The 23606-nt window shown below is 63.3% G+C and carries 20 protein-coding genes and 1 pseudogene; 12 read left to right on the forward strand and 9 right to left on the reverse strand.

Features of this window, described 5'->3' with window-relative positions:
• Positions 1-28: 28 nt before the first annotated feature.
• Positions 29-1597: an alkaline phosphatase family protein gene (locus NKI22_RS02850; protein WP_023720911.1), complete on the reverse strand. Its 1569-nt coding sequence runs from the start codon at positions 1595-1597 to the stop codon at positions 29-31.
• A 219-nt stretch (positions 1598-1816) separates the two neighbouring features.
• On the opposite strand from NKI22_RS02850, the gene NKI22_RS02855 reads away from it, so the two are divergent.
• From NKI22_RS02855 to NKI22_RS02870, 4 genes are all read left to right on the forward strand, one after another.
• Positions 1817-2749 carry a VOC family protein gene (locus NKI22_RS02855; RefSeq protein WP_023720910.1) on the forward strand — a complete coding sequence of 311 codons (933 nt, stop codon included), beginning with the start codon at positions 1817-1819 and terminating at the stop codon, positions 2747-2749.
• Positions 2750-2759: 10 nt separating this feature from the next.
• A complete protein-coding gene (locus tag NKI22_RS02860; RefSeq protein ID WP_023720909.1) occupies positions 2760-3395 on the forward strand; it encodes an alpha/beta hydrolase in 636 nt (211 codons plus the stop codon).
• Entirely contained in the window at positions 3388-3687 is a 300-nt protein-coding gene (locus NKI22_RS02865; protein WP_023720908.1) for a GNAT family N-acetyltransferase, read from the forward strand. The genes NKI22_RS02860 and NKI22_RS02865 overlap by 8 nt, the downstream gene beginning before the upstream one ends.
• A gap of 186 nt (positions 3688-3873) precedes the next feature.
• Positions 3874-4932, forward strand: coding sequence for a dipeptidase (locus NKI22_RS02870; RefSeq protein ID WP_352547168.1), 1059 nt, complete (start codon positions 3874-3876; stop codon positions 4930-4932).
• Positions 4933-5020: 88 nt separating this feature from the next.
• On the opposite strand, the gene NKI22_RS02875 is transcribed toward NKI22_RS02870, so the two are convergent.
• Genes NKI22_RS02875 through NKI22_RS02890 form a run of 4 tightly spaced genes read right to left on the reverse strand, consistent with a single transcriptional unit; the run spans position 5021 to position 9749 of the window.
• Positions 5021-5281, reverse strand: a complete 261-nt coding sequence (locus NKI22_RS02875) for a hypothetical protein (RefSeq protein ID WP_023720906.1) — start codon at positions 5279-5281, stop codon at positions 5021-5023.
• A 2-nt stretch (positions 5282-5283) separates the two neighbouring features.
• Positions 5284-6516, reverse strand: coding sequence for an aminomethyl transferase family protein (locus NKI22_RS02880; protein WP_023720905.1), 1233 nt, complete (start codon positions 6514-6516; stop codon positions 5284-5286).
• Between the two features lie 52 nt (positions 6517-6568).
• A complete protein-coding gene (locus NKI22_RS02885) occupies positions 6569-8143 on the reverse strand; it encodes a phytoene desaturase family protein (protein WP_352958190.1) in 1575 nt (524 codons plus the stop codon).
• Positions 8130-9749 (reverse strand): phytoene desaturase family protein, encoded by a 1620-nt coding sequence (locus tag NKI22_RS02890; protein WP_352958192.1) that lies wholly within the window; start codon positions 9747-9749, stop codon positions 8130-8132. The genes NKI22_RS02885 and NKI22_RS02890 overlap by 14 nt, the downstream gene beginning before the upstream one ends.
• 186 nt (positions 9750-9935) lie before the next feature.
• Here NKI22_RS02890 and NKI22_RS02895 point away from each other — a divergent pair, with 186 nt between their 5' ends.
• The 6 genes and pseudogenes from NKI22_RS02895 (at position 9936) to NKI22_RS02920 (ending at position 15430) form a co-directional block, all read left to right on the forward strand.
• Positions 9936-10730: a methyltransferase domain-containing protein gene (locus NKI22_RS02895; RefSeq protein ID WP_023720903.1), complete on the forward strand. Its 795-nt coding sequence runs from the start codon at positions 9936-9938 to the stop codon at positions 10728-10730.
• 6 nt (positions 10731-10736) lie between these two features.
• Positions 10737-11453: a transcriptional regulator BetI gene (betI, locus tag NKI22_RS02900; protein WP_031194530.1), complete on the forward strand. Its 717-nt coding sequence runs from the start codon at positions 10737-10739 to the stop codon at positions 11451-11453.
• A gap of 26 nt (positions 11454-11479) precedes the next feature.
• A pseudogene (locus NKI22_RS02905) lies at positions 11480-12558 on the forward strand (ABC transporter substrate-binding protein).
• Positions 12559-12672: 114 nt separating this feature from the next.
• Positions 12673-13749 (forward strand): extracellular solute-binding protein, encoded by a 1077-nt coding sequence (locus NKI22_RS02910; RefSeq protein ID WP_352817745.1) that lies wholly within the window; start codon positions 12673-12675, stop codon positions 13747-13749.
• Positions 13746-15023, forward strand: a complete 1278-nt coding sequence (locus NKI22_RS02915) for a flavin monoamine oxidase family protein (RefSeq protein WP_352480840.1) — start codon at positions 13746-13748, stop codon at positions 15021-15023. The genes NKI22_RS02910 and NKI22_RS02915 overlap by 4 nt, the downstream gene beginning before the upstream one ends.
• Before the next feature lie 5 nt (positions 15024-15028).
• The gene (locus NKI22_RS02920; protein WP_352480839.1) at positions 15029-15430 is read left to right on the forward strand and encodes a hypothetical protein; all 402 of its coding nucleotides are present in this window, start codon (positions 15029-15031) and stop codon (positions 15428-15430) included.
• Positions 15431-15432: 2 nt separating this feature from the next.
• Here the strand turns inward: NKI22_RS02920 and NKI22_RS02925 are convergent, their stop codons facing one another.
• From NKI22_RS02925 to NKI22_RS02935, 3 genes are read right to left on the reverse strand one after another with little or no spacing between them, the layout of a single operon-like run.
• On the reverse strand, positions 15433-16506 hold the full coding sequence (locus NKI22_RS02925; protein WP_352817780.1) for an ABC transporter ATP-binding protein: 1074 nt from the start codon (positions 16504-16506) through the stop codon (positions 15433-15435).
• Positions 16507-16528: 22 nt separating this feature from the next.
• Positions 16529-17353, reverse strand: a complete 825-nt coding sequence (locus tag NKI22_RS02930) for an ABC transporter permease (protein WP_352817739.1) — start codon at positions 17351-17353, stop codon at positions 16529-16531.
• A gap of 24 nt (positions 17354-17377) precedes the next feature.
• Positions 17378-18295, reverse strand: coding sequence for an ABC transporter permease (locus NKI22_RS02935; protein WP_352817737.1), 918 nt, complete (start codon positions 18293-18295; stop codon positions 17378-17380).
• A 297-nt stretch (positions 18296-18592) separates the two neighbouring features.
• On the opposite strand from NKI22_RS02935, the gene NKI22_RS02940 reads away from it, so the two are divergent.
• Positions 18593-20011 (forward strand): aminotransferase, encoded by a 1419-nt coding sequence (locus tag NKI22_RS02940; protein WP_352817735.1) that lies wholly within the window; start codon positions 18593-18595, stop codon positions 20009-20011.
• 108 nt (positions 20012-20119) lie between these two features.
• Positions 20120-20893, forward strand: coding sequence for a glucose 1-dehydrogenase (locus NKI22_RS02945; protein ID WP_031194526.1), 774 nt, complete (start codon positions 20120-20122; stop codon positions 20891-20893).
• Between the two features lie 108 nt (positions 20894-21001).
• On the opposite strand, the gene NKI22_RS02950 is transcribed toward NKI22_RS02945, so the two are convergent.
• Positions 21002-23533 (reverse strand): NAD-dependent epimerase/dehydratase family protein, encoded by a 2532-nt coding sequence (locus NKI22_RS02950; RefSeq protein ID WP_352588387.1) that lies wholly within the window; start codon positions 23531-23533, stop codon positions 21002-21004.
• Between the last annotated feature and the right edge of the window lie 73 nt (positions 23534-23606).

Genomic DNA, 23606 nt, shown 5'->3' on the forward strand with positions numbered 1-23606 from the left:
GCCCGCGCCGGCAACGGCGCGGGCTTTCTCATGTCGACGCAAAAGGCAGGCCCGCGACATGGCCGGTAACGCCGTCATGCGTCAACTCGGCGAGCGCCAGCGACTGGTCGAGATGCTCGGCCCGCCAGGCAAGGAGCTTTTCGGCAAGTTCCAGCCGCGCCGGCCGATAGGCTGGGTCGTCCGCGACGCTGGTCACCTCGCCGGCGTCTTTCTCGAGGTCGAAGAGCAAGGGCGGCAGGCCACCGCCGAAATGCACATATTTGTACTTTTCCGTACGGATGACGGCGAGATTGCACTGGCGTTGACCGATGCCAAAATACCGTTCGGCATCACCATCCGCGATCGAGCGGAAATCGAACTCCCAATGGGCCGCGTCGCGCCAGGCGTCCGGCTCCGTCGCGTCCAGGAAAGGCGCCAGCGAGCGGCCGTCGAGATGCGGCAGCACTTCGCCGCCAGTGAGCTCGAGCAAGGTCGGCGCCAAATCCACCGCCTCGGTGAAGCGGTCGACGCTGCTGCCGACAGCCTTTCGGCGGCGCGGATCGCGAATGATCAGCGGAATATGGAAGCTGCCGTCGAAGAAGCCGCCCTTGCCCAGCATGAAATGGTCGCCCATCATCTCGGCGTGGTCGGAGGTCAGCACGATGACGGTGTCGTCCCATGCATCGGCCGCCTTGACTGCTTGCCAGACCCGGCCAAGCTGCGCATCGCTCTCCGAGATCATGCCGTAATAAAGCGCCCGAATGCGGCGAAAATTATCGTCGCCCCAGTCGCGCACCTTGCCCTCCGAGCCGGGCCGGAATTTCGACCGTTCCTGCCGGTCAAGTTCATAGGCGAGATAAGGGTGGCTTGCTGCTTCGGCCTGCCAGCTTTCGGCGCGGTCAAAAGCTGGACCGATGGCCAGATCGTACATGGCGTTGTAAGGCGCCGGCACGATGAAGGGTGGGTGAGGACTGATGAAGGAAAGGTGCGCGAACCACGGCGCATCGCGCTCCTGTTCGCCGAGCCAGCGGATAAATTCGCCGGCCAGGAAGGCCGACGGCGTTTCGTCCTTCGAATAGACGGGCGGGGCGTTGCTAACCCCGCCGTCGTTTTCCGGGATTTCACCCACCGGGAGATGGATGTCGGGGGAGCCGGCGCCGGCATCGACGCCGCGCGCCTTGAGCCATGACAGCCAAGGCTTCTGGTGCTCGGGCAGAAGCTGACGTACGGTGAAGCCGGGCAGCACGCCTTCATAGCTCTTCAGCTGCGGGTCGCCAGGCGCCAGCGTACGCGGATCGCGTGCCATATCAGTATAGCCGAACAGCGTCGGTTCATAGCCGAGGGCACGCGCCCGGAGCGCTATGTTGCCGTGGCGGGCGTCGAGCGGTGTGCCATTGCGGCAGACACGATTGTTCATCTGGTAGAGGCCGGTGTAGAGGCAGGCGCGCGCCGGCGAGCAAGGCGCGGCGCCGCCATAGTGCTTCTTGAAAAGAATGCCCTCTGCAGCCAACGCGTCGGCATTCGGCGTTCTTACCACCTTGTGGCCAGCAGCCGATAGGCAGTCGCCGCGCCACTGGTCGCAGGTGATCAGGAGAATGTTGGGGCGTTTTCCAATCAACCGCTATATCCTCATGCCGGCTACGTCGCTCATGGAGCGCAATTTCGGCGAATATGCAAGCCGGTCCAGTTTGCCGAATGGTGAACAAAACCTGTTTGATCGTTCACTTTAACAGCACAGTCCATTCTGTGTTTGCCATCTTTGCAGCCAGGAGCCGGATCCTCATATTTGCGTGGACAGCGGCAAGGGCCGCACCAGTACAAGGGAAGGAGCAGAAACATGCTCGACCAGGTCAAGGGCCTGCATCACGTCACCTCGATGGCCAGCGACGCGCGCCAGAACAATGAATTCTTCACCGGGACGCTCGGCCTGCGGCGGGTCAAGAAAACCGTCAATTTCGACGCGCCCGACGTCTACCACCTCTATTACGGCGACGAGGTCGGCATGCCCGGCTCGGTGATGACCTATTTCCCCTTCCCCAACATCGGCAAGGGCCGCCATGGAGTCGGCGAAGTCGGCACAACCACTTACTCGGTGCCCGAGGGCACGCTCGGCTATTGGGAGAAACGGTTTGCCGAGCAAGGTGTCACAGGGCTTTCTCGCGAGGAGACGTTCGGCGAGAAGCGTCTTGCCTTCGCCGGTCCCGACGGCGACGGTTTTGCGCTGGTCGAGGACAGAGCGGACAGCCGAGCGCCCTGGGCCAAGGGTGGCATTCCCACTGACGAGGCGATCCGCGGCTTTCACTCAGTGTCGCTCAGGCTGAAAGATAGTGGCGCCACCGAAGAGTTGCTGAAATTCATGGGTTATGAGGAGGTCGACAAGTCCGGCAATGTCAGGCGGCTAACGGTGAAGAACGGCAACGGCGCCGATGTCGTCGATATCGAATCGCTGCCAGGGGCCGGCTTCGCCAATCTCGGCGCCGGCTCGGTCCACCATGTCGCCTTCGCCGTCGAGAACCGCGCCAAGCAGCTCGAAGTGCGCAAGGCGCTGCTCGATACCGGTTATCAGGTGACGCCGGTAATCGACCGCGACTATTTCTGGGCGATCTACTTCCGCACACCGGGCGGCGTGCTGTTCGAAGTCGCTACCAACGAGCCCGGCTTCGACCGCGACGAGGACACCGCCCATCTTGGTGAGGCGCTGAAGCTGCCGTCACAACACCAGCATTTGCGGCCCTATCTCGAGCAGCATCTGCAGAAACTGGAAGACTGAGGGCAACGTCGTGAGTAAGGATTCGTATATTCACAAGGTGCTGCCCGGTTCGCCTGATGGACCGCTGCTCTTCGTCTTCCATGGCACCGGCGGCGACGAGGCCCAGCTTCTGTCGCTTGGACGCGATCTTGTGCCGCAGGCGACGATCGTCGCTCCGCGCGGCGATGTTTCGGAACAAGACGCTGCACGCTTCTTTCGCCGCGCCGGCGAGGGCGTCTACGACATGGGCGACCTCACGCGAGCGACAGAGAAGATGGCCGGCTTCGTCAAGGCACATGTCGAGGCGGCAAAGCCATCTTCGGTGCTCGGCCTCGGTTACTCCAACGGCGCCAACATCCTGGCCTCGGTGCTGTTTGCCGAGCCGTCGCTGTTCGACGCAACGGTGCTGATGCATCCGCTGATCCCGTTCGAGCCGGAGGTCAAGGGCAGCCTTGGCGGCAGTCACATCCTGGTCACCGCCGGCAGGCGGGACCCGATCTGTCCGCCTAATTTGACGGTGCGGCTCGAAGCCTATTTGCGCGCCGATGGCGCCGATGTCACAGTCGAGTGGCATGACGGCGGCCATGAGGTGCGGCCGAGCGAGATCGAGGCGGCGCGGCGGTTGTTCGCCGTGGCGCCGGACGAAAGGACCGCAAGCCATGTCTGACCTATTGCCGGAGATCGAACTGCAGGACCGCGGCTCGAAGGGCCGCTATCTCCTGCGTGGGCCGGGCGGCGCCGAGGCGGAGATGACTTTCACCAAGATCGGCGAGCACCAGATCATCATCGACCATACCGAAGTGCCGGATGCATTTCGCGGCCAGGGCGCGGGGCTTCGCCTGGTCACCCGTGCCGTCGAGGATGCGCGTGCGGCGGGCAAAACGATCATCCCGCTTTGCCCGTTCGCCAATGCCCAGTTCCGTCGCCATCCGGAATGGGCGGACGTGCTGAAGCGGTAAGAGACAGCCATCGATGAATGACAGGAGAAAGGGTGCGCGGCTTTACCGCGGGCCTCTTCGGCCATTGGAGGCGTACAAACACACCGGCAACATGCGGGATTTGCGAAAAGCGCCCGTCTTGCCTAAGTATTGCCAACAAACCGGCTCGCCGTCTGCGGCCCGACCACTTCAACCGAATGGCCCTCCATGACCGAATCCGATCTCGTTCCCGTCTTCGACGGCCACAACGATACGCTGCTCAGGCTCTACCAGTCGAAGGATGCGGACGTCGAAAAGCTGTTCGTCGAGGGGACGCCGGGTGGCCATATCGACCTGCCGCGCGCGAAGAAAGGCGGATTTGCCGGCGGCATGTTCGCGATCTTCCCGCCGCCTGTCGAGAAATCCAAACGCGGCTCGGTGCCGCTGGCGCCGAGTGACAGCGAGCCCTTGCCGCCCGAGGTTCCGCGCGCCGATGCGCTCAACTCCACCATGGCGATGGCCTCGATCCTGTTCAGGCTGGAGCGGGCTTCGGCGCTCACCGTTTGCCGCAGCGCCGGCGACGTGAGGAAGGCGATGGCGCAAGGCTCGATCGCGGCGGTGTTCCATATCGAAGGGGTCGAGGCGATCGATCCTGAGCTCACCCTGCTTGACGTCCTCCACGCAGCCGGCCTGCGTTCGCTCGGTATCGTCTGGAGCCGTCCCAATGCCTTCGGCCACGGCGTGCCGTTCCGTTTTCCGTCGTCGCCCGATACAGGGCCAGGGCTGACCGATGCCGGCAAGGCGCTGGTGAAAGCCTGCAACCAGCTGAAGATCATGATCGATCTTTCGCATCTCAACGAAAAAGGTTTTCGCGACGTCGTCGAAATCAGCGATGCACCGCTGGTCGCGACCCACTCCAACGTGCACGCGATTTGCGGCCATTCGCGCAACCTCACCGAATGGCAGCTCGGCGCAATCCGCGACTCGGGCGGCATGGTCGGGCTGAACTTCGCCACCGGGTTCCTGCGTGAGGACGGCAGGATGAACGCCGACACCAGCCTCGACATCATGGTGCGCCATGTCGATTCGCTGCTGCAGGCGCTGGGCGAAGACGGCGTTGGCCTCGGCTCGGATTTCGACGGCGCCATGATTCCTGCCGTGATCGGCGACGTTGCCGGCCTGCCGAAGCTGCTCGACGCGTTCGCAGCACGCGGCTTCGGGCGCGCGTTGATCGAGAAGATCGCCTATCGCAATTGGCTCAGTATGCTGGAAAAGACCATCGGCTAGGGCACCCAAAAGTACGCTCCGCTCCGGTTCTCGGAACCCACAATTTTCGACTCGGCCTGACCTGAATCTCAACACGCCCCAGGGCGAGTTATTCAAAACCTATGCGTTTAAGCCAGTCCTGGCCAATGCCGCGATCGCGGATGATCGGCAGCGGATCGGTCGAGTCCAGCCTCGCACAAATGCGGTAGACCTCCAGCGTTTCAGCGCTCATCTCGCCGCGTTTGTAGAAGAACATGGCCGCGGCATAGCGGGTGCGGCCCGACCATTTTTCGCCGAGCGGCGTGTTGACCAGCTGCCACTGTTCGGCGGCTTCGGCGTCATCCTCATGACGTTCGGCTTCGTCGGACATGCTCAGAAATCCGCGGGCGGATTGGCGGTGCGGCGGTCGAGCCTGACGAACGGCCGCGCCACGATTTTGGCCCGCTTCATCAGCTTCTGGTACTGCAGCTCGCGCATGGCGTAGATCTCGACCCAGAGGTCGTCGACGATGGTCTCGCCGAACGGCCGCGTCAGCGAGGCGATGGCGATGTTGCGCTTGGCCATTGGCGACCACATGGCGGCGCTGACCAGCCCGACCTCCTGGCTTTTCCTGTGGTAGACGATCGCGTGCTCGGCCGGGATATTGCCCTCGATCTGCAACCCGACCAGGACATGGCGAAGACGCTTCTTCGCCCGTGCGTGGAGTATTGCGCGGCGGCCGTTGAAATGACCCTTTTCCAAGTCGACCATGAAGCCGAGGCCGATCTCGTCCGGCATGCGCAGGCGATCGGCGCGGATGGCATGCTCGGCGGTGACGAAATCTGCATTGGCGACGATCAGCCCGGCTTGGAGCCGGGCGCGGTTCAATGCGGCGTAGCCGATGGCGCGGATGCCGCGCAGCTCGCCCGCCGTCATCAGCCGATCCCAGAGGCTGAGCGCCTTATCCGTTTGCACGAACAACTCGTAGCCGAGATCGCCGGTGAAGCCGGTGCGCGAGATGGTGATGGTGACGCCGTCATGCGGAAACTCGGCGAGGTCGAATATTTTCAGTTTTTCTATACCTGCAAAACCTACATCGCGCAGCACGGCAAAGGAGGTCGGGCCTTGCAAGGCGAGGCCGGCGACGGTTTCGGTCTCTTCTTCAACCGCCACGTCGAAGCCAATGGCGCTGTCCAGAAGCCACGGCAGATGCCGCTCCTGCGAGCACAGCCGGAACCGTGTCGGCGATAGCCGAAACAACGTGCCGTCGTCGAGGACAAAGCCCTGATCGTCGCACCAGGCGGTGTAGTTGACGCGGCCGGGCTTCAGCCTAGTTACGTCGCGCAATGTCAGGCGGTCGAGGAAGGTCTCGGCATCCGGTCCCTCGATGCGGTACTTCGTCATCGGCGAGATGTCGAACAGAGCGGCCTGGCTGCGGATGGCGAAATATTCGAGATCCTCGTCCCATAGGGAATGTGGGGCGCGATAGCCGGCCCAATTGTACCAGTCGTTCGTCTTAGCCAGCGCATCAATGCGCGCTTGGAACGGCGTGTCGAGGCGCAAACTGCGGAAATGGGATTGTGCCGCGATGCGGGCATCGGATGGGCCAATGGGCTGATGGTTCATCACGGCGTTCTTTCGCCGTGGAGCACGGTCTTGGCTCGTTGCACCATGACAGCTACCCCCTCACCGTAATGATGCGCCTTGCGGCATTCAGGCCCGGCACGCCGGAGACCCCGCCGCCCGGATGCGAGCCGGCGCCTGCAAGGAACAGCCCGTCCACCGGCGTGTCGTAGCCGGACCAGCCGGAGATCGGCCGTGACATCAGCATCTGGTCGGCCTGCAGTTCGCCGTGGTGCCAGTGCCCACCCGGCATCCGGTAGCGCGCCTCGATGTCGGCCGGCGTCAGCAGGTCGGCATGGAGCACGCTGCCGCCGATTCCCGGCGCATAAGCCTCGAGTTCAGCCATTAAGACTTTGAGGAATTTCGGCTTGCCGACGCTCCAGCCCTCTTTCAAGGCATAGGGGGCGTATTGCACCACCGCGGACAGCACGCAGGCCCCCTCGGGCGCGAGCGAGGCGTCCGACAGCGAGGGCAGCGTGATCTCCATCACCGGTTCGGGTGAGAATTCGCCATATTTCGACGGGTTGAAGGCGCGCTCGACATGATCGGTCGAGGGCGCGATGACGAGACGGCCACGGTGGCCGGCGGCATCGACGCCGACGAATTGCGGTGGCTGGTCGAGCGCCAGATTGAGCTTCGCAGCATCGCCCTTCATGCGGATATTGCCGACCTTGCGAACGAAGCCGGTGTCGACTTCACGCGGGCCGACAAGGTCGACCATGGTCGTCGCCGGGTTGATGGCGGACACGACCGTTGTCGCGCGGATTTCCTCGCCGCTGTCGAGCAGCACGCCGACGGCGCGGCACTTCTCGACGATAATCTTTGCCACCGGCGTCGCGGTGCGGATGGTCACGCCGGCCTGTTGCGCCGATGCGCGAATGGCGGCTATGACGGCGCCCATGCCGCCCTTCGGCATCATCTGCGCGCCGGCGGAACCGCCGGTCTCGCCGGCCAGGCGGTAATAGAGACCGAGCAGCGAGGTCGGCGAGCGCGGGCCAAGATGGCTGCCGAGCGTAGCGTCGAAGGCAAGCAGGCCCTTCAGCCGGTCGTCGGCAAGCTGCTCGTCGAGCAGGTCGGCAACGTTCATCAACAGCACGCGCAGGAAATCGCGCATGTCCTCCTTGCCAAGCTTCTTCAGCGCCAGTCCGGTTTGGCCGAGCGCTGCCGTGTTGGCGAGCGACATGGCGCCGAGATCGGGCGGCCGGCGTGACAAGAACAGCTTCAGGATGCCGGCGTAGCGCAGCAGCTGTGCCCGCAACTCCTTCCCGGCGGACTGCTCGGCAGGACTGGTGCCGGTCAGCACCTCGCCATAGGCGCCATGCAGGAAAAGCGGCGGACCGCTTTTCGCCAGCACCACCGACGGCGCGAAGTCGCCGCGTGCGACCTGCAGCCCGTGCTTCTCCAGCTCCAATACCTTCACCACATCGGGGTGCAGCCGGTTCAGCAGATGGGCGATCGACGAAACACGAAATCCGGGCGCGAATTCCTCCGTGCGCGCGGCGCCGCCGACCTCGCCGGCGGCTTCCAGCACCAGCACCTTGCGGCCGCTCTTCGCCAGAACGGCGGCGGCGACGAGGCCATTATGGCCGCCGCCGATGACGACAACATCCCATTTGTCAGATGACGTCATGGGCCGGGCTCATATGCTGATTTGGCTTGGCGAGATCACGCAGGATCTCGGCGGCGGCATTGCGGCCCGGCGCGCCCATGACGCCGCCACCGGGATGGGTCGAGGAGCCGCAAATGTAGAGTCCATCGACCGGCGAGCGGTATTGTGCGTAGCCCGGCACGGGGCGGTTGAACAACAACTGGTCGAAGGTCAATTCACCCTGGAAGATATTGCCTTCGGTGAGGCCGACCTCGGCCTCGATCTCGCGCGGCGTGCGCACTTCCATGTGGACGATGCGGTCGCGGAAGCCCGGCGAATAGTCCGATATCTGCGCGATCACGCTTTCGGCAAAGCCGTCGCGGTCGGCGTCGGTCCAGCCGCGGCCGTCCACCTTCGGTGGCGCATATTGCACGAAGCAGCTCATGAAATGCTTGCCGGGTGGAGCCATGGTCGGGTCGAGCGTCGTCGGGATCACCATGTCGAGGAAAGGATCGGCCGACCAGCGCCCGGCCTTCCAGTCGTCATAGGCACGCTCCATGCGCTCGATCGAATCGGTGAAATGCATGTCGCCACAATAGACGGGCGAATCCTTCGGCAGCGCCGGGAATTCCGGCAGTGAATCGAGCGCGATGTTGACCTTGCCTGACGAGCCGCGGATCTTGAAATTCCTGACCCGGCGCAGGAAAATCTCGGGCAATTCCTTTTCCTCGACCAGCTTGAGGAAGGTGCGCTTCACGTCGGCGTTGGAAACCACGAGCTTGCCGTATATTTCCTCGCCGCCGGCCAGCACCACGCCATTGGCCTTGCCGCGCCGGATCAGCACATGGTCGGCCTCGGCGCCGGTACGGATGGTGCCGCCCGAAGCCTGGAAGGATGCGGCGAGCGCCTCGGTGACCGCGCCCATGCCGCCCGCGCGCATAGCCCCAGGCGCCGACCGAGCCGTCGACCTCGCCCATATAATGATGCAGCAGGACATAGGCGGTGCCGGGCGACATCGGCCCGAGCGCGGTGCCGATGATGCCGGACAAAGCGAAATTCGCCTGATCACGTCGGTCTCGAAATATTCGTCGAGAAAGTCGGAGATCGACATGGTCCAGAAGCGCAGCGTCAGCGCCATTTCCTCCGCAGTGAGCCCCGTGAACTTCTTGCCGAGATAGAGCAGTTCGCCAAGGTCGCGCGGCCGCAGGCTGGTCGGGTCGGGCGCCGTGCGCATCAGCAGCGGCTGGATGAAGCGGCACTGCCGCGTCACGTCGCGGGCATAACGATCATAGGCCTCGGCATCGCGTTTGGGGAACCGCGCGAATTCGCGCCGGTGGGCATCGTGGTCGCGGTAGTTGGCGAGATAGTCGCCATCGCGGGTGAACACCGCGCCGCCCTCATAGGAGATCACCTGCAGGCCGAAGCGCGGCAGCTCGAGGTCGCGCATGATCTCCGGGCGGAACAGCGAGCAGACATAGGAGCAGTTGGAATAGAGGAAGCCGGGCGTCAGCTCGCGGCTGGTGGCGGCACCACCGACCCAGTCGTTCTTCTCGACGACCAGCACGTCGAGCCCGGCACGCTGCAGGTAGCAGGCATTGACCAGCCCGTTATGCCCGCCGCCGATGACGATCGCGTCCCAGCTCTTCACTTTGGCCCAGCCTTCATCGTGCCCGACCTTCTTTTCGTGTGATGCGCCCCCAATAAGCCGAATTTCGCACGAAGACGGTCATCCTGTCCAGCCATATTGAATGAATGTTCAACAAATGATGTTGCGTTTTCGTGTTTATGCGCTAGGCTTTGGCTCATTCGAGGATAGCCTTGGGACCAGGGTTTGATGATCGAAACGGCAGAGGCCGAACCGGAGTATGACGACACCGCCATCCGCTTCCTCGAGGCGCTGTGGGGCGACGGCTATTTGTCGCCGGGTGGGCCAGAAGAGGTCGACCGGGTCGTCGAAGGGCTGTCGCTTGCGGGCAAGACAGTCCTCGACATGGGCTGCGGTTCCGGCGGCATCACGCTGCATCTCATCGAGCGTCACCGCGCGGCCCACCTCACAGGCTTCGACGTCGAACGGCCCGTGATCGAGACGGCCAGGAAGCGGGCCGCTGCGCGCGGGCTCGCGCGTCGCGCCGATTTCATCCAGGCGGCGCCAGGACCGCTGCCTTTTGCCGACGGTGCCTTCGACGTCGTATTTTCCAAGGACGCGCTGCTGCACGTGGCGGACAAGGATGCATTGTTCGCCGAGATATTCCGCGTCCTGAAGCCTGGCGGCGTCTTTGCCGCGTCGAACTGGATGATCTCGCATGATGGCGAGCCGTCGCCCGAGATGAAGGCCTATGTCGCCGCTGAAGGCCTGTCCTTCGCCATGGCATCGCCGGCCCGCTATGTGCAGGCGATGCGCCAGGCCGGCTTTGCCGACATCACCGTGCGCGACCGCAATCCCTGGTATCGCGAGATCGCGGGGGAGGAACTGAACCGCTTGAAGGGGCCGCTCTACCCGGTGGTCGCGGCTGCCGTCGGCGCGGCCTATGTCGACAAGAATATACGAACCTGGGAAGCCATGCAGAAGGTGCTTGACACAGGCGAGCACCGTCCCACTCATCTTCGCGGCCGAAAGCCGGTTGGCTAGCCGGCGATGCTGGAGACCATCAATCCCATGAAGACAACAGAGGCGCGCGAAGCCCTCCTCGAGGCGACGCGAAAGAGCGACACCGAAAAGCGTGGCCGCAAGGCGTCGAAAGAGACCAGGCAGCTTCAACTGATCGAAGCGACGATCGATTCACTGGCCAAGCGCGGCTATTCGGATACGACGATGGCCGACGTTGCCGACGGTGCCGGCCTGTCGCGCGGCATCGTCAATTTCCATTTCGAAAGCAAGGAGAAGCTGCTCGTCGCGACTTTGCAATACATGTATGACGAGTATTCGGCGCATTGGCGCAGCGCCTTGCAGAAGGCCGGCGATGATCCCGCCCGCCAGTTGCAGGCATTGGTCGCGGCCGATTTCGACCGCTCGATCTGCAACAAGCGCAAGCTGGCGGCCTGGTGTGCGTTCTGGGGCGAAGCCAAATCGCGGCCGACCTATCAGGCGCTGAGCAGCGCACGCGACGCCGTCTATCAGAACATCTTTATCGACCTTTGCGCGACGCTCAAGCAGAGCGGCGGCTATTCTTATGAGCCGCAGGTGATGGCGCTGGCGCTCAGCGCCATGCTGGAGGGACTGTGGCTGCGGCTGATGATGGGCACCGAAGACACCACGCGCGAGACTGCGCTGCAGGCCGCGAACGCGTTCCTGTCCGCGGCATTTCCCAAGCATTATCCGTGGCCGACAGCCGGCGGTGCCAAGCCGGCGTGAAACAATCAAAAGAGGATGGAACAGCAATGAAGACAATGACGCGACGCCCGACGCTGACATTGACGCTGACATTGGCATTGGCCGGAGCGCTCGCCGCTTCGGCGGCGGCGCTGGCTGCGGACAGGGATCTCGTCGTGTTCGACTGGTCTGGCTACGAGGAGCCCGGCTTCCATCCGAAATATGTCGAAAAGAACGGCGATTCGCCGACTTTCACCTTCTTCGGCGACGAGGACGAGGCGTTCGAAAAGGTCCGCTCCGGTTTCAAGGCCGATCTTGGCCATCCCTGCTCGCAAAGCGTGGTGAAATGGCGCGAGGCCGGCCTGCTGCAGCCGCTCGACACCTCGAAGATATCAGGCTGGAAAGACCTCAATCCCGGCATAATGGCGATGAAGGATCTCGCCACCACCGCCGACGGCAAGGCCTGGTTCATGCCTTGGGACTGGGGCAACACGCAGCTGACCTACAATTCCGACAAGATCGATGCGAAGGACGTGCAGTCGTTGAAGGCCTTCGCCGATCCGAAGTTCAAGGGCCGGGTTTCCGTCGGTGACAATGTCGACGACGCCTACGCGCTGGCCAGTCTCGCCATCGGCCTGAAGGACTGGACCAAGATGACGGACGACCAGTTCAAACAGGCATCAGGCTTCCTGCGCCAGGTGCACAAGAACGTCCGCTCCTACTGGACCGACTCAACCGATATCGTGCAGCTGTTGAGCGGCGGCGAGGTCGATCTCGCATGGGCCTGGAACGACGCGACGGTGCAGTCTGTCGCCGCCGGCGTGCCGATCAAGGCCAAGAAGGACACCGACGAGGGCATTTCGACCTGGGTCTGCGGCTATGTGCTGTTCAAGGATGCGCCCGGCAATGCCGACAAGGCCTATGATTATCTCAACGCCGTCAACGATCCGGAAGTCGCCAAGGTCCTGGTCAAGGACTGGGGCTACGGCCAGGCCAATGCCAATGGCATGGCCGGCGTCGACTAAAGGAGAAAGGCTATGACGATGTGCAGAAGTTCGTCGACAAGACGCTGTTCCAGTCGCCGGTTCCATCCGATCTCAAGCTCAAGATGATCGCCGAGTTCGAGAAGATCAAAGCCGGCTATTGAGCTCTCCTCGCCTGGCCCGTCTGCCCACGGACATAGCGGGCGGACGGGCTCGCCAAAGCTCCCGAATTCTCCTAACGTCGCCGCGGTGTTTCCCGCGATGAGGAGCTTTGCGCCATGAATTCCGTGCTTCGCCGCCTGGCCATCGCCGCGGCCTGCGCAATCGGCGCAGGCACAGTCGCGGCACTTGCGGCAGGCGGCGGCGACCTCGTCGTGTTCGACTGGTCGGGCTATGAGGACCCGCTGCTGCATCCGGCCTACACCGCCGAACAAGGCGCCGAGCCGACCTTCGCCTTCTTCGGCGACGAGGAAGAGGCCTTTCAGAAAATGCGGGCCGGCTTCAAGGCGGACATTGCGCATCCCTGCTCGCAAAGCGTGGTGAAATGGCGCGAGGCCGGCATGCTGCAGCCGCTCGACACCAGCCGTATCGCCGGCTGGAAGGATCTCAATCCCGGCATCATGGCGATGAAGGATCTCGCCACCACCGCTGACGGCAAGGCCTGGTTCATGCCTTTCGACTGGGGCAATACGGCCCTGCTTTACCGCACCGACAATGTGACGCCGGATCAGGCGCAGTCGCTCAGGATCTTTGCCGATCTGAAGTTCAAGGGGCGCGTTACCATTGGCGACAATGTCGACGACGCCTACGCGCTGGCCAGCCTGGTCATCGGCCTCAAGGACTGGAACAAGATGACCGACGCGCAGTTCAAGGGCGCCTCGGCATTTCTGCGTGACGTGCACAAGAACATCCGCTTCTACTGGACCGACGACACCGATATCAATCAGGCCTTCTCCGGCAACGAGGTCGATCTCGCCTGGGGCTGGAACGAGACTTTCGTCACCCTCAAGGGCCAAGGCGTGCCGATCGCCATGAACCGCGATACCAAGGAAGGCCTGTCGACATGGGTGTGCGGCTATGTGCTGATGAAGGACGCACCGGGTGATCTCGACCAGGCCTATGATTTCCTGAACGCTGTCAATGCGCCTGCTGTATCCGACTATCTGGTCAAGACGTTCGGCTATGGCCATGGCAACGCCGCTGCCATGGCGGCGATCGATCCCAAGATCCTGGCCGAGCGCGGCTTCGACGATCTCGACAAGTTCCTCGACAAGACGCTGTTCCAGCAGCCGGTGGCGCCGGAGCTCAAGCAGCGGATGATCGCCGAATTCGAGAAGATCAAGGCCGGCTATTGACGTCCGAGATCGAACGAGCCGAGGTGGTCGTCGTCGGCGCCGGCTTCACCGGCCTGTCGGCGGCGCATGAGCTGAACAACGCTGGCGTCGATTTCGTGCTGCTCGAAGCCCGCGACCGCGTCGGCGGACGCGTCGAAGCCATGCCGAACGGGCTCGGCGAGCGCATCGACAGCGGCGGCCAGTTCCTGTGCGAGGACATGCCCGAACTGATGGCGCTGGTGCGGGCACGCGGCAAGACGCTGGTCGGGACGCATTTCGCCGGCGAATTCATCACCCAGCCGCGGATGAGCGAGGCGCAAGCCGAGCGCACTTATGGCACCGCCATGCGAATACGCGAGCGGATGAACGCGATTGCACCGGACGATCCGGCCATTGCCGGTTTGACCGTCGCGGCATGGCTCGATCGCCAGAATGATCCCGATGAAGCCAAGGCGGTCTTTCATTCGCTGATCGAGGGCCTTTGGTGCCTGGCAATGGAAAGGCTGCCGCTGTGGTACCTGATCGACAACGACCGCCGCATCACCAACGAGGTGTCGGAACTGCAGTATTTCGTGCGCGAAACCATGCATTCGCTGGCAGACGACCTGGCCCGCGACCTCGGTGGTCGCCTGCGGCTGAACACGCCGGTCAAGACCATCGAGCGTCGAGCGGAAGGGGTTCGCGTCGTCTCGGCCGCAGGCTCAATCGAGGCGCGAGCGGTGCTGGTCGCAGTCCCGCCGATGATGGCGTCGAGACTGGATTTCGTACCGCTGCTGCCGGCTGCGCTGGAAGCAGCGCTCGGCGTCTGGCAAAGCGGCGCGGTAATCAAGATGCTGGCGCGTTATCCCACGGCCTTCTGGCGCGACAGGGGCTTGAGCGGCATGGTGATGTGGCGCGATCCGCACGGGCTTTTTGCCTGCGACGCCGGCAATGACGACGGTCATCCAGCACTTGTCGTCTTCATCGGCGGGCCGCTGGCCCGGCGCTGGCGCGAACTGGGCGAGGCGGAACTGCGCGCTAAGGTGACGTCAAAACTGGAGCAAGCGCTCGGCGCCGAGGCGGCCGGCTTCTCCGATCTCAGCTACCGTGACTGGACGGACGATCGCTGGAGCGGTGGCGGCTACAGCGACCTTATCGTCGATGCGACGGCAACCAATGCCGAACGCATCATCCGCGCCGGCGCGCCGCCGGTCCATTTCGCCTCGTCGGAGCTGTCGCCGTCATTCCCAGGCTATGTCGAGGGTGCAATCGTCGCCGGGCGAAAAATGGCGCGGCGGTTGATCGAGGAGATCTGAGCGGTATGAAAACGGTCTCGAAGATCGTACTCACCGGTGCGGTCATGGCAGTTACAGGATTTGCGGCTGGCTATTATTCGGCGCCCCACCCAATCGAGATTGGTGAACTCGACAATACCTTAAAGAAGGTCTGCGAATACTCGGCAAGCTCACTTAAAGCTGACCTTCAGGGCGGCTGGCCGATCAACTCATTTGCTGTTTGGAAGTCCGGCGACCGTGCGCATTATCACGTGCTTAGCCAATTGGGTAATCTCAAGTGCGGGTTCGACCCGGAGCTTACAGTCGTCTATTTGCAGAACCATGGATTGGTCGACATTGATGATCTTAAAATGCTGCTGGAGGATTCAAAGAAGGCAGGCGACAATCGATTAAGTGACTATCTGTCCGCCGAATTGGAGGTGAGATAGCGTCAATCTGCCATCGCCACCAAGGCCTCTGGGTCGTAGGCGAGGCGGATCGTGGTGCCGACCGGAATGTCGTCGGCGCCGAAGTCGTTGGTCTCGGTCACCGACAACGGCTTTTCCAGCCCTGGTATCTCGACGATCAAATGGGTGATCTCGCCAAAATAATGGCGCTCGACCACCTTGCCGGCGACCTCGAATTTTGCCGTCGCATCGTCCCACAGAACGCGCAGGCGCTCGGGCCGGATGCCAAGCGTCGCGGCGGTGCCATTGCGCACAAAAGCTTTCGGCTTGTCGGTCTTGACGCGGCCGAAGCCCAGCGTGTCGAGCACCAGCGAGGCGCCGTTCTCCTCGACGATCTCCGCTTTGACGAAATTCATGCCGCCGAGGAAGTCGGCCACCTGGCGATTGACCGGCCGCTGGTAGATCTCCTTCGGTGATGCGACCTGCGCAATCATGCCGCCGAACATCACTGCGATGCGATCCGACATCGCCAGTGCCTCATATTGGTCGTGGGTTACCAGGACAAAGGTGATGCCGACCGCCTGCTGCAGGCGGCGCAGTTCGACCTGCATCTGCTCGCGCAGCTTCTTGTCCAGCGCCGACAGCGGCTCGTCGAGCAAAAGCACTTTTGGGCGCATCACCAGCGCGCGAGCCAGCGCCACGCGCTGGCGCTGGCCGCCGGAAAGCTCGGTGGCGAGCCGCTTGCCGAGGCCGGTCAGCGACACCTGGGCGAGGGCTTCCTCGACGCGGCGCCTTTCCTCCGTGCCGGCCAGCTTCAGCCGCTTCAAGCCATAGGCGACGTTCTGCTCGACATTGAGGTGCGGGAAGATGGCGTAGCTCTGGAACACCATGTTGGTCGGCCGGCGGTTGGCGGGGATGCCTTCCATCGGTTGGCCATCGACGGAGATCGAGCCGCTGGTCGGGTTGTCGAAACCGGCAATCATACGCAACAGCGTGGTCTTGCCGCAGCCGGACGGGCCAAGCAGCGAAAAGAATTCGCCCTCCCTGATGGTCAGCGAGGCGTCGTCCAGCGCCTTGAACGAACCATAGCTGCGCGTGACGTTGCGGATCTCGATCATAGAGCGCTCGATTTGGGGCCGCTCAGGCATGGAGGCCTCCCTCGTTCTGGGTGCGTCTGGCCGCGCGGCGGCGCAGGATTTCGGCGATGGTCATCAAAAGAAACGAGGCAACCAGCAACAGCGTGCCCAGCGCCAGCACGCCGGGCAGTTTCGCGGCGAAACGCAACTGGCCCCAGATATAGATCGGCAGTGTAGCCTCGGTGCCGGTCAGGAAGAAGGCGATGAGGAACTCATCGAGCGAAATGGTGAGGCAGACGAGCAGGCTTGAAATGATCGCCGGCGCCACCATCGGCAGCGTCACCCGCCGAAACGTGCCGAAGGCGCTCTCGCCGAGATCGGCGGAGGCTTCCTCCAGGCTGCGGTCGAAGCCCTCGAAGCCGGCGGTCAGCACCGTCATCGAATAGGGAACGCAGACCAGGACGTGGCCAAGCACGACGGTGAACAGCGACAGGCTCAAACCGAGTTGCAGGATCACCAGTAGCAAGGAGATGGCAACGATGATTTCGGGCAGTACCAGCGGCGCCATGATCAGGCCGTTGATGGCGCGGCGGCCGGGATAGCGGTAGCGGGTGATCGAGCGCGCGGCGAGGATGCCAAGAACGGTCGACAGGATGGAAGCCGATACCCCGACGACCAGGCTGTTCCAGGTGGCGTCGAGCAGCGCCGGCGTGCGCGGCAGGTCGTGGTACCATTTCAAGGTGAAGCCGGAGAGCGGGAATTTCGGCGTCGCGGCGGTGTTGATGGAGAAGATCGGCAGGAAGATAACCGGCAGATAGAGAAACACGACGTAGAGGAACGCATAGGCCGGCAGCAATCGGCCCGGCAGCAAGCGGCGCATCGCCGTCATCGCGCCGGCCTCATCGCGCCAGCCTCATCGTGCCAGCCGCTGGGCGGCACGGATGATCAGAACCGTGGCGCCTGCGATCAGCGTCACAACCAGCATCGTGGTGACGGAGAGTGCAGCACCCAGCGGCCAATTGGAGGCCTTGCCGAATTGCGCCTGGATGGCATTGGCGATCATGACGCCGTCTTTGCCGCCGACAAGCTTCGGCGTGACGTAATCGCCGACCGTCGGGATCATGACGATCAGCGCTGCCGAAATGATGCCGGGCGCCGAAAGCGGCAGCGTCACGCGCAGGAAGGAACGGACAGGGCCATCGCCGAGGTCCGTGGCCGCCTCGACCAGCGTGCGGTCGATTTTTTCCAGCGAGACGAAGATCGGCAGGATGGCGAAGGCTGCCCAGGCGTGGGTCAGCGTGATGATGACGGCAGTCGAATTGTAAAGTAGCGCGGTCGACGGCTCGTCGATGATGCCAAGGCCCATCAGGCCGGAATTGAGCACGCCATTATAGCCGAGGATGACCTTCCACGACATTACCCGCAGCAAATAGCTGGTCCAGAACGGGATGGTGATCAGGAACAGCCACAGGCTCTTGTGGCGGCCGCCGTGGAACGAGATGAAATAGGCGATCGGATAGGCGAGCACGACCGTGAAGAAGCTCACCGTCAGCGAGATGTAGAGCGAGCGCCACAGCAGGTCGCGATAGATCGGCTCGGTCAGCGCGAGGCGGTAGTTTTCAAGCGTGAAGGTATGGTCGACAGTGAGGTAATTCTGCGTCCAGAAGGAGTGCGCGATGACCGCCAGGATCGGCAGCACCAGAAGTATCAGCGCATAGACGAAGGTCGGGCTGATCAGGGCAAGACCCTGAACGGGTTCTGATTGCAGAAGGGCGTTTCGCCTCGCCCGCGTCATGCCGAAAGCGGGCGACCCTTCCGCGGCCACCATCATTGCAGGCCCTCGGGCAGGGTCTCCGGCGTGATTTCGGTTGCTGGCGCGGACTGTCCTGCCATGCGGCATCCCATTGCTGGAACCGGCTATCTGTTCCCACTTTATGCCCAGGGCGCAATCGTGCTCCGAGCTTGCCGGCTTTCTTTCATCATGCGCGCATCGGCGGATTGAAATCAAGCGCTATTTCTGCAATATTGATTGAACGGCCATTCAAAATGAACGAAGAAAACCGAGCTTTCCTGGAGCGTGAACCAGCTTCGTGTCCGGTGAAATTGCGGCATACAATGCGAGGCGAAGATGGCGGCGGCAAGAGACATCACTTCGACCGAAATGGCTGGAGCCGGCGCTCAGGATGCCGTCGAACTGGCCAAGCGCCATCTTGTCCAGCCCTGGCCGTTCGCCGGCTCGGTCGGCGCGGAGGCACGCGTCCTGATCGGCGCGGGCGAGGGCATCTACATCACCGATGCCACCGGCAAGCGGCTGATCGACGGACCGGCGGGCATGTGGTGCATCAATGTCGGCCACCGTCGCGAAGAGCTCGCCAAGGTAATGTACGACCAGGCGATGGCGCTGTCCTACAACACGCCGTGGTACACGATGAATGCGCCGTCGGCGGAACTGGCCATGCGAATCGCCGGCCACGCGCCGGGCGATCTCAGCCATGTTTTCTTCACCACGGGCGGCTCCTCGGCGGTCGAGACGGCGCTGCGCTTTATGCAATTTTACAACAATGTGCGCGGCCGCCCGGAAAAGAAGCTGATCCTGAGCCGGGGCGGCGCGTATCACGGCTCGACCTATCTGTCGGCCTCGCTTAACGGGCGTCCGCGCGACCGTGACTGGATGGATGGCGCAGACGAGCTGGTCGTCAAATTGTCCTCACCCGATCCGTTCCGCCGTCCGAAGGGCATGAGCGTTGCCGCTTTCACCGATGCTCTGGTCGCCGAATTCCGCGACACAGTCGCCCGCGTCGGCGCCGACAGGATCGGTGCTTTCGTCGGCGAGCCGGTGCAGGCATCAGGCGGGGTCATCGTGCCGCCCGAAGGCTATCTCCAGCGCATCCGGCAGATCTGCCGCGACAACGACATCCTCTATGTTTCCGACGAGGTGGTGACCGCCTTCGGCCGGCTTGGCCATGTCTTTGCCTCCGGCGAGGTGTTCGGCATCGAGCCCGACATGATCACCTTTGCGAAAGGGGTGACCTCAGGCTATTTCCCGCTCGGCGGCGTCATCCTTTCGGAACGGCTGCTGGAGGAGCTGCGCCGCTCGAACCATCCGGACGCCATGTTCGGCCATGGCCTGACCTACACCAGCCATCCGGTCGGCTGCGCGGTGGCGCTGAAGAACCTCGATATTCTGGACGAAAGCGTGCTGGCCCATACGCGCGAGGTCGCGCCCTACTTCCAGGCGCAACTGAAGACGCTGGAGGAATTGCCGCTGGTCGGTGAGGTGCGCGGCATGGGGCTGATGGGCTGCGTCGAATGCGTCGCCGACCGCGACAGCAAGGATCCACTGCAGCTCGACAAGGATGTCGGCAAACGCATCGACGCGCATTGCCACGAGCTCGGCCTGTTGGTCCGGCCGCTGATTAACATGTGCGTGATGTCGCCGCCATTGATCATCACGCGCGAGCAGATCGACGACATGGTGTCGATCCTGCGCGAAGGCCTTTCGCGCACGATGGACGATCTGCGCCGGGAAGGCGTCTGGCGGGGATAAGCGTTTATCGCCGGCAATCTCGCCATTGCTGACAGCGGTCGTTCGCGCTTACGATGTACGGCAGGGCCTCGATCGCCTGCATCTGGCCGCATCTCTGGGAAACAAACATTGACCGACCTATCGGACCTGTTCGGCCTCGCCGGCAAAACCGCTTTCATCTCCGGATCGAGCCGCGGAATCGGCTTTGCCATGGCGAAGGCGCTGGCGAGCGCCGGCGCGACGGTGATCATCAATGGGCGGGACGAAGACCACGTTCAAAAGGCACTCGGATCGTTGGCCGAATCCGGTATCCAGGCGATCGGCTCCACCTTCGACGTGACCGTGGCTGAAGACGTCGAGCGTGAAATCGGCAGGCTGGAAGCAGAGCGCGGCCCGATCGATATTCTCGTCAACAATGCCGGCATGCAGCACCGCGCGCCATTCGCCGATTTCCCGCTCGACATGTTCGACAGATTGATGCGGACAAACCTTTACAGTGCATTCTATGTCACCCGGCCGGTGGTCCGCTCGATGATGGCCCGCAAGACCGGATCCATAATCAACATATGTTCGGTGCAAAGCGAACTGGGGCGTTCCTCGATCGTGCCATACACGGCATCGAAGGGTGCGATGAAAATGCTGACCAAGGGGCTTGCCACCGAGCTTGGCCCACACGGCATCAGAGTCAATGGTATCGGCCCAGGCTACTTCCGGACAGAACTGAACGAGGCGCTGGTGCAAGACGCCGAGTTTTCGCGCTGGCTGGTCGGGCGCACACCGCTGGCAAGGTGGGGCGAAGTCGACGAACTGGGCGGCGCCGCGATCTTCCTGGCTTCCGACGCATCGAGCTTCATGACGGGCCAGATCATCTATGTCGACGGCGGCATGACCGGCTCGGTGTGAGCGCGGGCGTCGCGGTCGCTGTTGGGGCACGATCAGGGCGCCGCGCCGCCATCCTTTGGCTAGCTTCGGCGACCCTCATCTCGACACGTCCAGCGCTGCTGAACATCCTTATACGATGGCCCGGTCCCAACCGCCATAATGCGCGGCGCTGCGCGTGCCGCGCGGCAGGCTGAGCCCGACCAGCAGCGCTCCGATCGCCAGATTGGCGAGGCTCGCCGCCGCACCGCCGGCGAGGATAAAGGGAGAGAGGGCGATCCAGGCTCCAAGCGCGATGTTCAGAAAGCGGACGGCGCGCGCCACTTCGGCCATCGCCGTAACGGCGACCATTATGACCAGGCAGCCGGTGACATGGTCGCTGAAGTAGAGCGGCGGGCTTGTGCCGAAGGCGAGCGGCGTGATCATCAGCAGAGCGCCGGCGAGGGTGCTGGCGACTAGGGTCCATGGGAAGTTCACACCGCCGGTCACGAAGTCCCGCGCCACTTCCGACAGCGGCCGGTCGAGATCCGGCGCCGGCGTCTGGTCCTCCGAAAGTGCCGGGCCTCCGCACCAGAATGTGCGCCAGAACGGCTCTCCCGCCTGTTTCGCACGCCAAAGATACTGGCAGCTCGCCAGCACCTCGTCGACCGAATAGGGGATGAGCACGACGGTGACGGCAGCCTGGACGATGCAGAGCGTGCACAGCGCTCCGATGAGCGGCGGCTGGATGATGATGAAGCTGACGCTGACCACGCCGAGCGGGACGACCAGCAAGCCGAACAAAAGCACCATCCACGGCATCGTGCGCCAGCGGCGGCGGTCGCCGATCGCGCCGGCGAGAATGTCCAGCGCATAGGCAAAGGCGCCCAGACCGGCATCGGCGATCGGAAAGCCCTTGGAGACCCAGGAGGTGACCACCGCGTCGCTGCCATTGCCGGCCGGCGTTTCGCCCGGGCCGAAGAACGGTTCCCAAAGGCCATCGATATGGCCAAGCTGATAGGCAGCGAGATAACGCGAGACGAACAGGCCGACAAAGGCGAGGCCGATTATGGGAATGCGCTGGGTGAAGAGCGAGGGCGAATAGCTCCAGCCGAGCGGCCGGTCGTCATCGGCGGCAAGGGCACGCCGGCTGATACCCGGCGTTGGCGGGACCATCACCGCGAACGCGACGATCAGCATGCCGGCCAGCGTGTCGGTCGCGTAGGCTCCGGCGCTGGTGGTCCAGAACAGGAGCGGCGCGAACATCACCCAAACCCCAATCGAGGCGGTGATCCATTGCAGTCCGTGCCAGCGCCGGCGCATGCCTACAAGCGCCAGCGACAGGATGGCGAGGCCGGATACGATCTCACTGATGCCGAGCCTGCCGTCGCGCGTCTCCGGCGAGGCGATCTCATGTCCGAGCGCCGGCGGAATCGGTGCTGAAGCGGGATCGAACAGGCCGAGCGTGAAGGGCGCCGCCACGAGCCACAGTCCGATGGCAACATTGGTCAGTGGCGCCCAGAGCGTTGCGGCCCGGTGGCGTTCGGTTTCCACCTCGACCTCGTCGTCTGAGCGCTCGAGCGGACGCCGCAGCCTTGCGGCGGCCTGGTCGAGTTCGGGCGCGGAAGCGGCGACCGCCGACGGTTCAAGCTTGTTCTTCTTGTACCAGTCGGTGGGATCCGCCTTCAGCCGCCGGATCATTTCCGGCAAGGTAGCGGTCAGGCTGTGCCGCGGCTTCCAGCCAAGCAGCCGCCTGGCGCGGGAGATGTCGATCTCGTAGTGATCGTCGGCGTTCTCGATCATCCATGGCTTGATGTCGGTCTCCTGGTCGAAAACCTTCTCCTGCATCCAGGCGCCGAGCTTCGTCACCTCCTTGGGCAGGGACAGGGTCCGCCAGGTCTCGCCATGCAGGAGCCGCCCAATCTGCTTCTGCATCTCGTCGTAGGACGGTGTCTGCTCTTCGCCGATCAGCAGTACGGTCTCGTCGGGAAGCTCGCTGCGCCGGTCGACGGTGCGCACTACGGCGTCGACGAGGTCGTCCAGGTGCAGGTAAGGCTGTCCGGTGGTGATGTCGCCGGTGAAAAGATAGGCGGTCGGCATGCGCTCGAAAATGCGGGCGATCTGCTGGGCGATGAAGGCGGCGTGGCAATCCTCGTCATAGACACCCGCCAGTCGCAGGATCGCAACCTTGATGTCGCCGTGCTCCTTCAGGATCAGTGTCTCGGTCTCGGCCTTCGATCTCGGATAGGCCCAGGCCGGATCGATCGGCGATCGCTCGTTGATCTTGGCGCCCTTCGCCGGGCTCGGCGCATGCACCAGCAACGTGCTCGAAAACACGAACTGCTCCGTCTCGAGCCCCCTCAGCGCGTTCAGCAGCCGGCGCGTTCCCTCGACGGTCACCGCGCCGTATTTCGGATTATCCTCGCCGGTCGTGTCGTAATAGGCCGCGAGATGGATCACCGAGGCAATGCGGCCGCCACTCCGTTCGCGCACCTCGGCCAGCGCCTTCGCCGCGCTCGTATCCGAGGTAAGGTCGATCTCGATCGTCTCGACGCCGGGCAAGGACCGCCTGGCAACATCAAGGCCGATGATGTCGTGGCGCTCCGTCAGGCCGCGAGCGATGGCCTGGCCCAGAAACCCGCTGCTGCCTGTGATCAGGACGGTGGGACGGGTTTTGCCGGTCATGGCGAATCTCCTTGGCGGTAGCGAGATGAAAGGGGCCAAATGCTTTCAGTCGCACACTCGGAACCATGTTCGT

This window comes from Mesorhizobium sp. M0778, from assembly GCF_040320105.1.
Lineage (GTDB): Bacteria > Pseudomonadota > Alphaproteobacteria > Rhizobiales > Rhizobiaceae > Mesorhizobium.

What these genes read in the sequence shown, in the direction of transcription:
- NKI22_RS02855 (WP_023720910.1), top strand. Translation starts at nt 1,817, where the DNA reads ATGCTCGACCAGGTCAAGGGCCTGCATCACGTCACCTCGATGGCCAGC.
- NKI22_RS02865 (WP_023720908.1), top strand. Translation starts at nt 3,388, where the DNA reads ATGTCTGACCTATTGCCGGAGATCGAACTGCAGGACCGCGGCTCGAAG.
- NKI22_RS02870 (WP_352547168.1), top strand. Translation starts at nt 3,874, where the DNA reads ATGACCGAATCCGATCTCGTTCCCGTCTTCGACGGCCACAACGATACG.
- NKI22_RS02875 (WP_023720906.1), bottom strand. Translation starts at nt 5,281, where the DNA reads ATGTCCGACGAAGCCGAACGTCATGAGGATGACGCCGAAGCCGCCGAA.
- NKI22_RS02880 (WP_023720905.1), bottom strand. Translation starts at nt 6,516, where the DNA reads ATGAACCATCAGCCCATTGGCCCATCCGATGCCCGCATCGCGGCACAA.
- NKI22_RS02885 (WP_352958190.1), bottom strand. Translation starts at nt 8,143, where the DNA reads ATGACGTCATCTGACAAATGGGATGTTGTCGTCATCGGCGGCGGCCAT.
- NKI22_RS02895 (WP_023720903.1), top strand. Translation starts at nt 9,936, where the DNA reads ATGATCGAAACGGCAGAGGCCGAACCGGAGTATGACGACACCGCCATC.
- betI (WP_031194530.1), top strand. Translation starts at nt 10,737, where the DNA reads ATGCTGGAGACCATCAATCCCATGAAGACAACAGAGGCGCGCGAAGCC.
- NKI22_RS02910 (WP_352817745.1), top strand. Translation starts at nt 12,673, where the DNA reads ATGAATTCCGTGCTTCGCCGCCTGGCCATCGCCGCGGCCTGCGCAATC.
- NKI22_RS02920 (WP_352480839.1), top strand. Translation starts at nt 15,029, where the DNA reads ATGAAAACGGTCTCGAAGATCGTACTCACCGGTGCGGTCATGGCAGTT.
- NKI22_RS02925 (WP_352817780.1), bottom strand. Translation starts at nt 16,506, where the DNA reads ATGATCGAGATCCGCAACGTCACGCGCAGCTATGGTTCGTTCAAGGCG.
- NKI22_RS02930 (WP_352817739.1), bottom strand. Translation starts at nt 17,353, where the DNA reads ATGACGGCGATGCGCCGCTTGCTGCCGGGCCGATTGCTGCCGGCCTAT.
- NKI22_RS02935 (WP_352817737.1), bottom strand. Translation starts at nt 18,295, where the DNA reads ATGATGGTGGCCGCGGAAGGGTCGCCCGCTTTCGGCATGACGCGGGCG.
- NKI22_RS02940 (WP_352817735.1), top strand. Translation starts at nt 18,593, where the DNA reads ATGGCGGCGGCAAGAGACATCACTTCGACCGAAATGGCTGGAGCCGGC.
- NKI22_RS02950 (WP_352588387.1), bottom strand. Translation starts at nt 23,533, where the DNA reads ATGACCGGCAAAACCCGTCCCACCGTCCTGATCACAGGCAGCAGCGGG.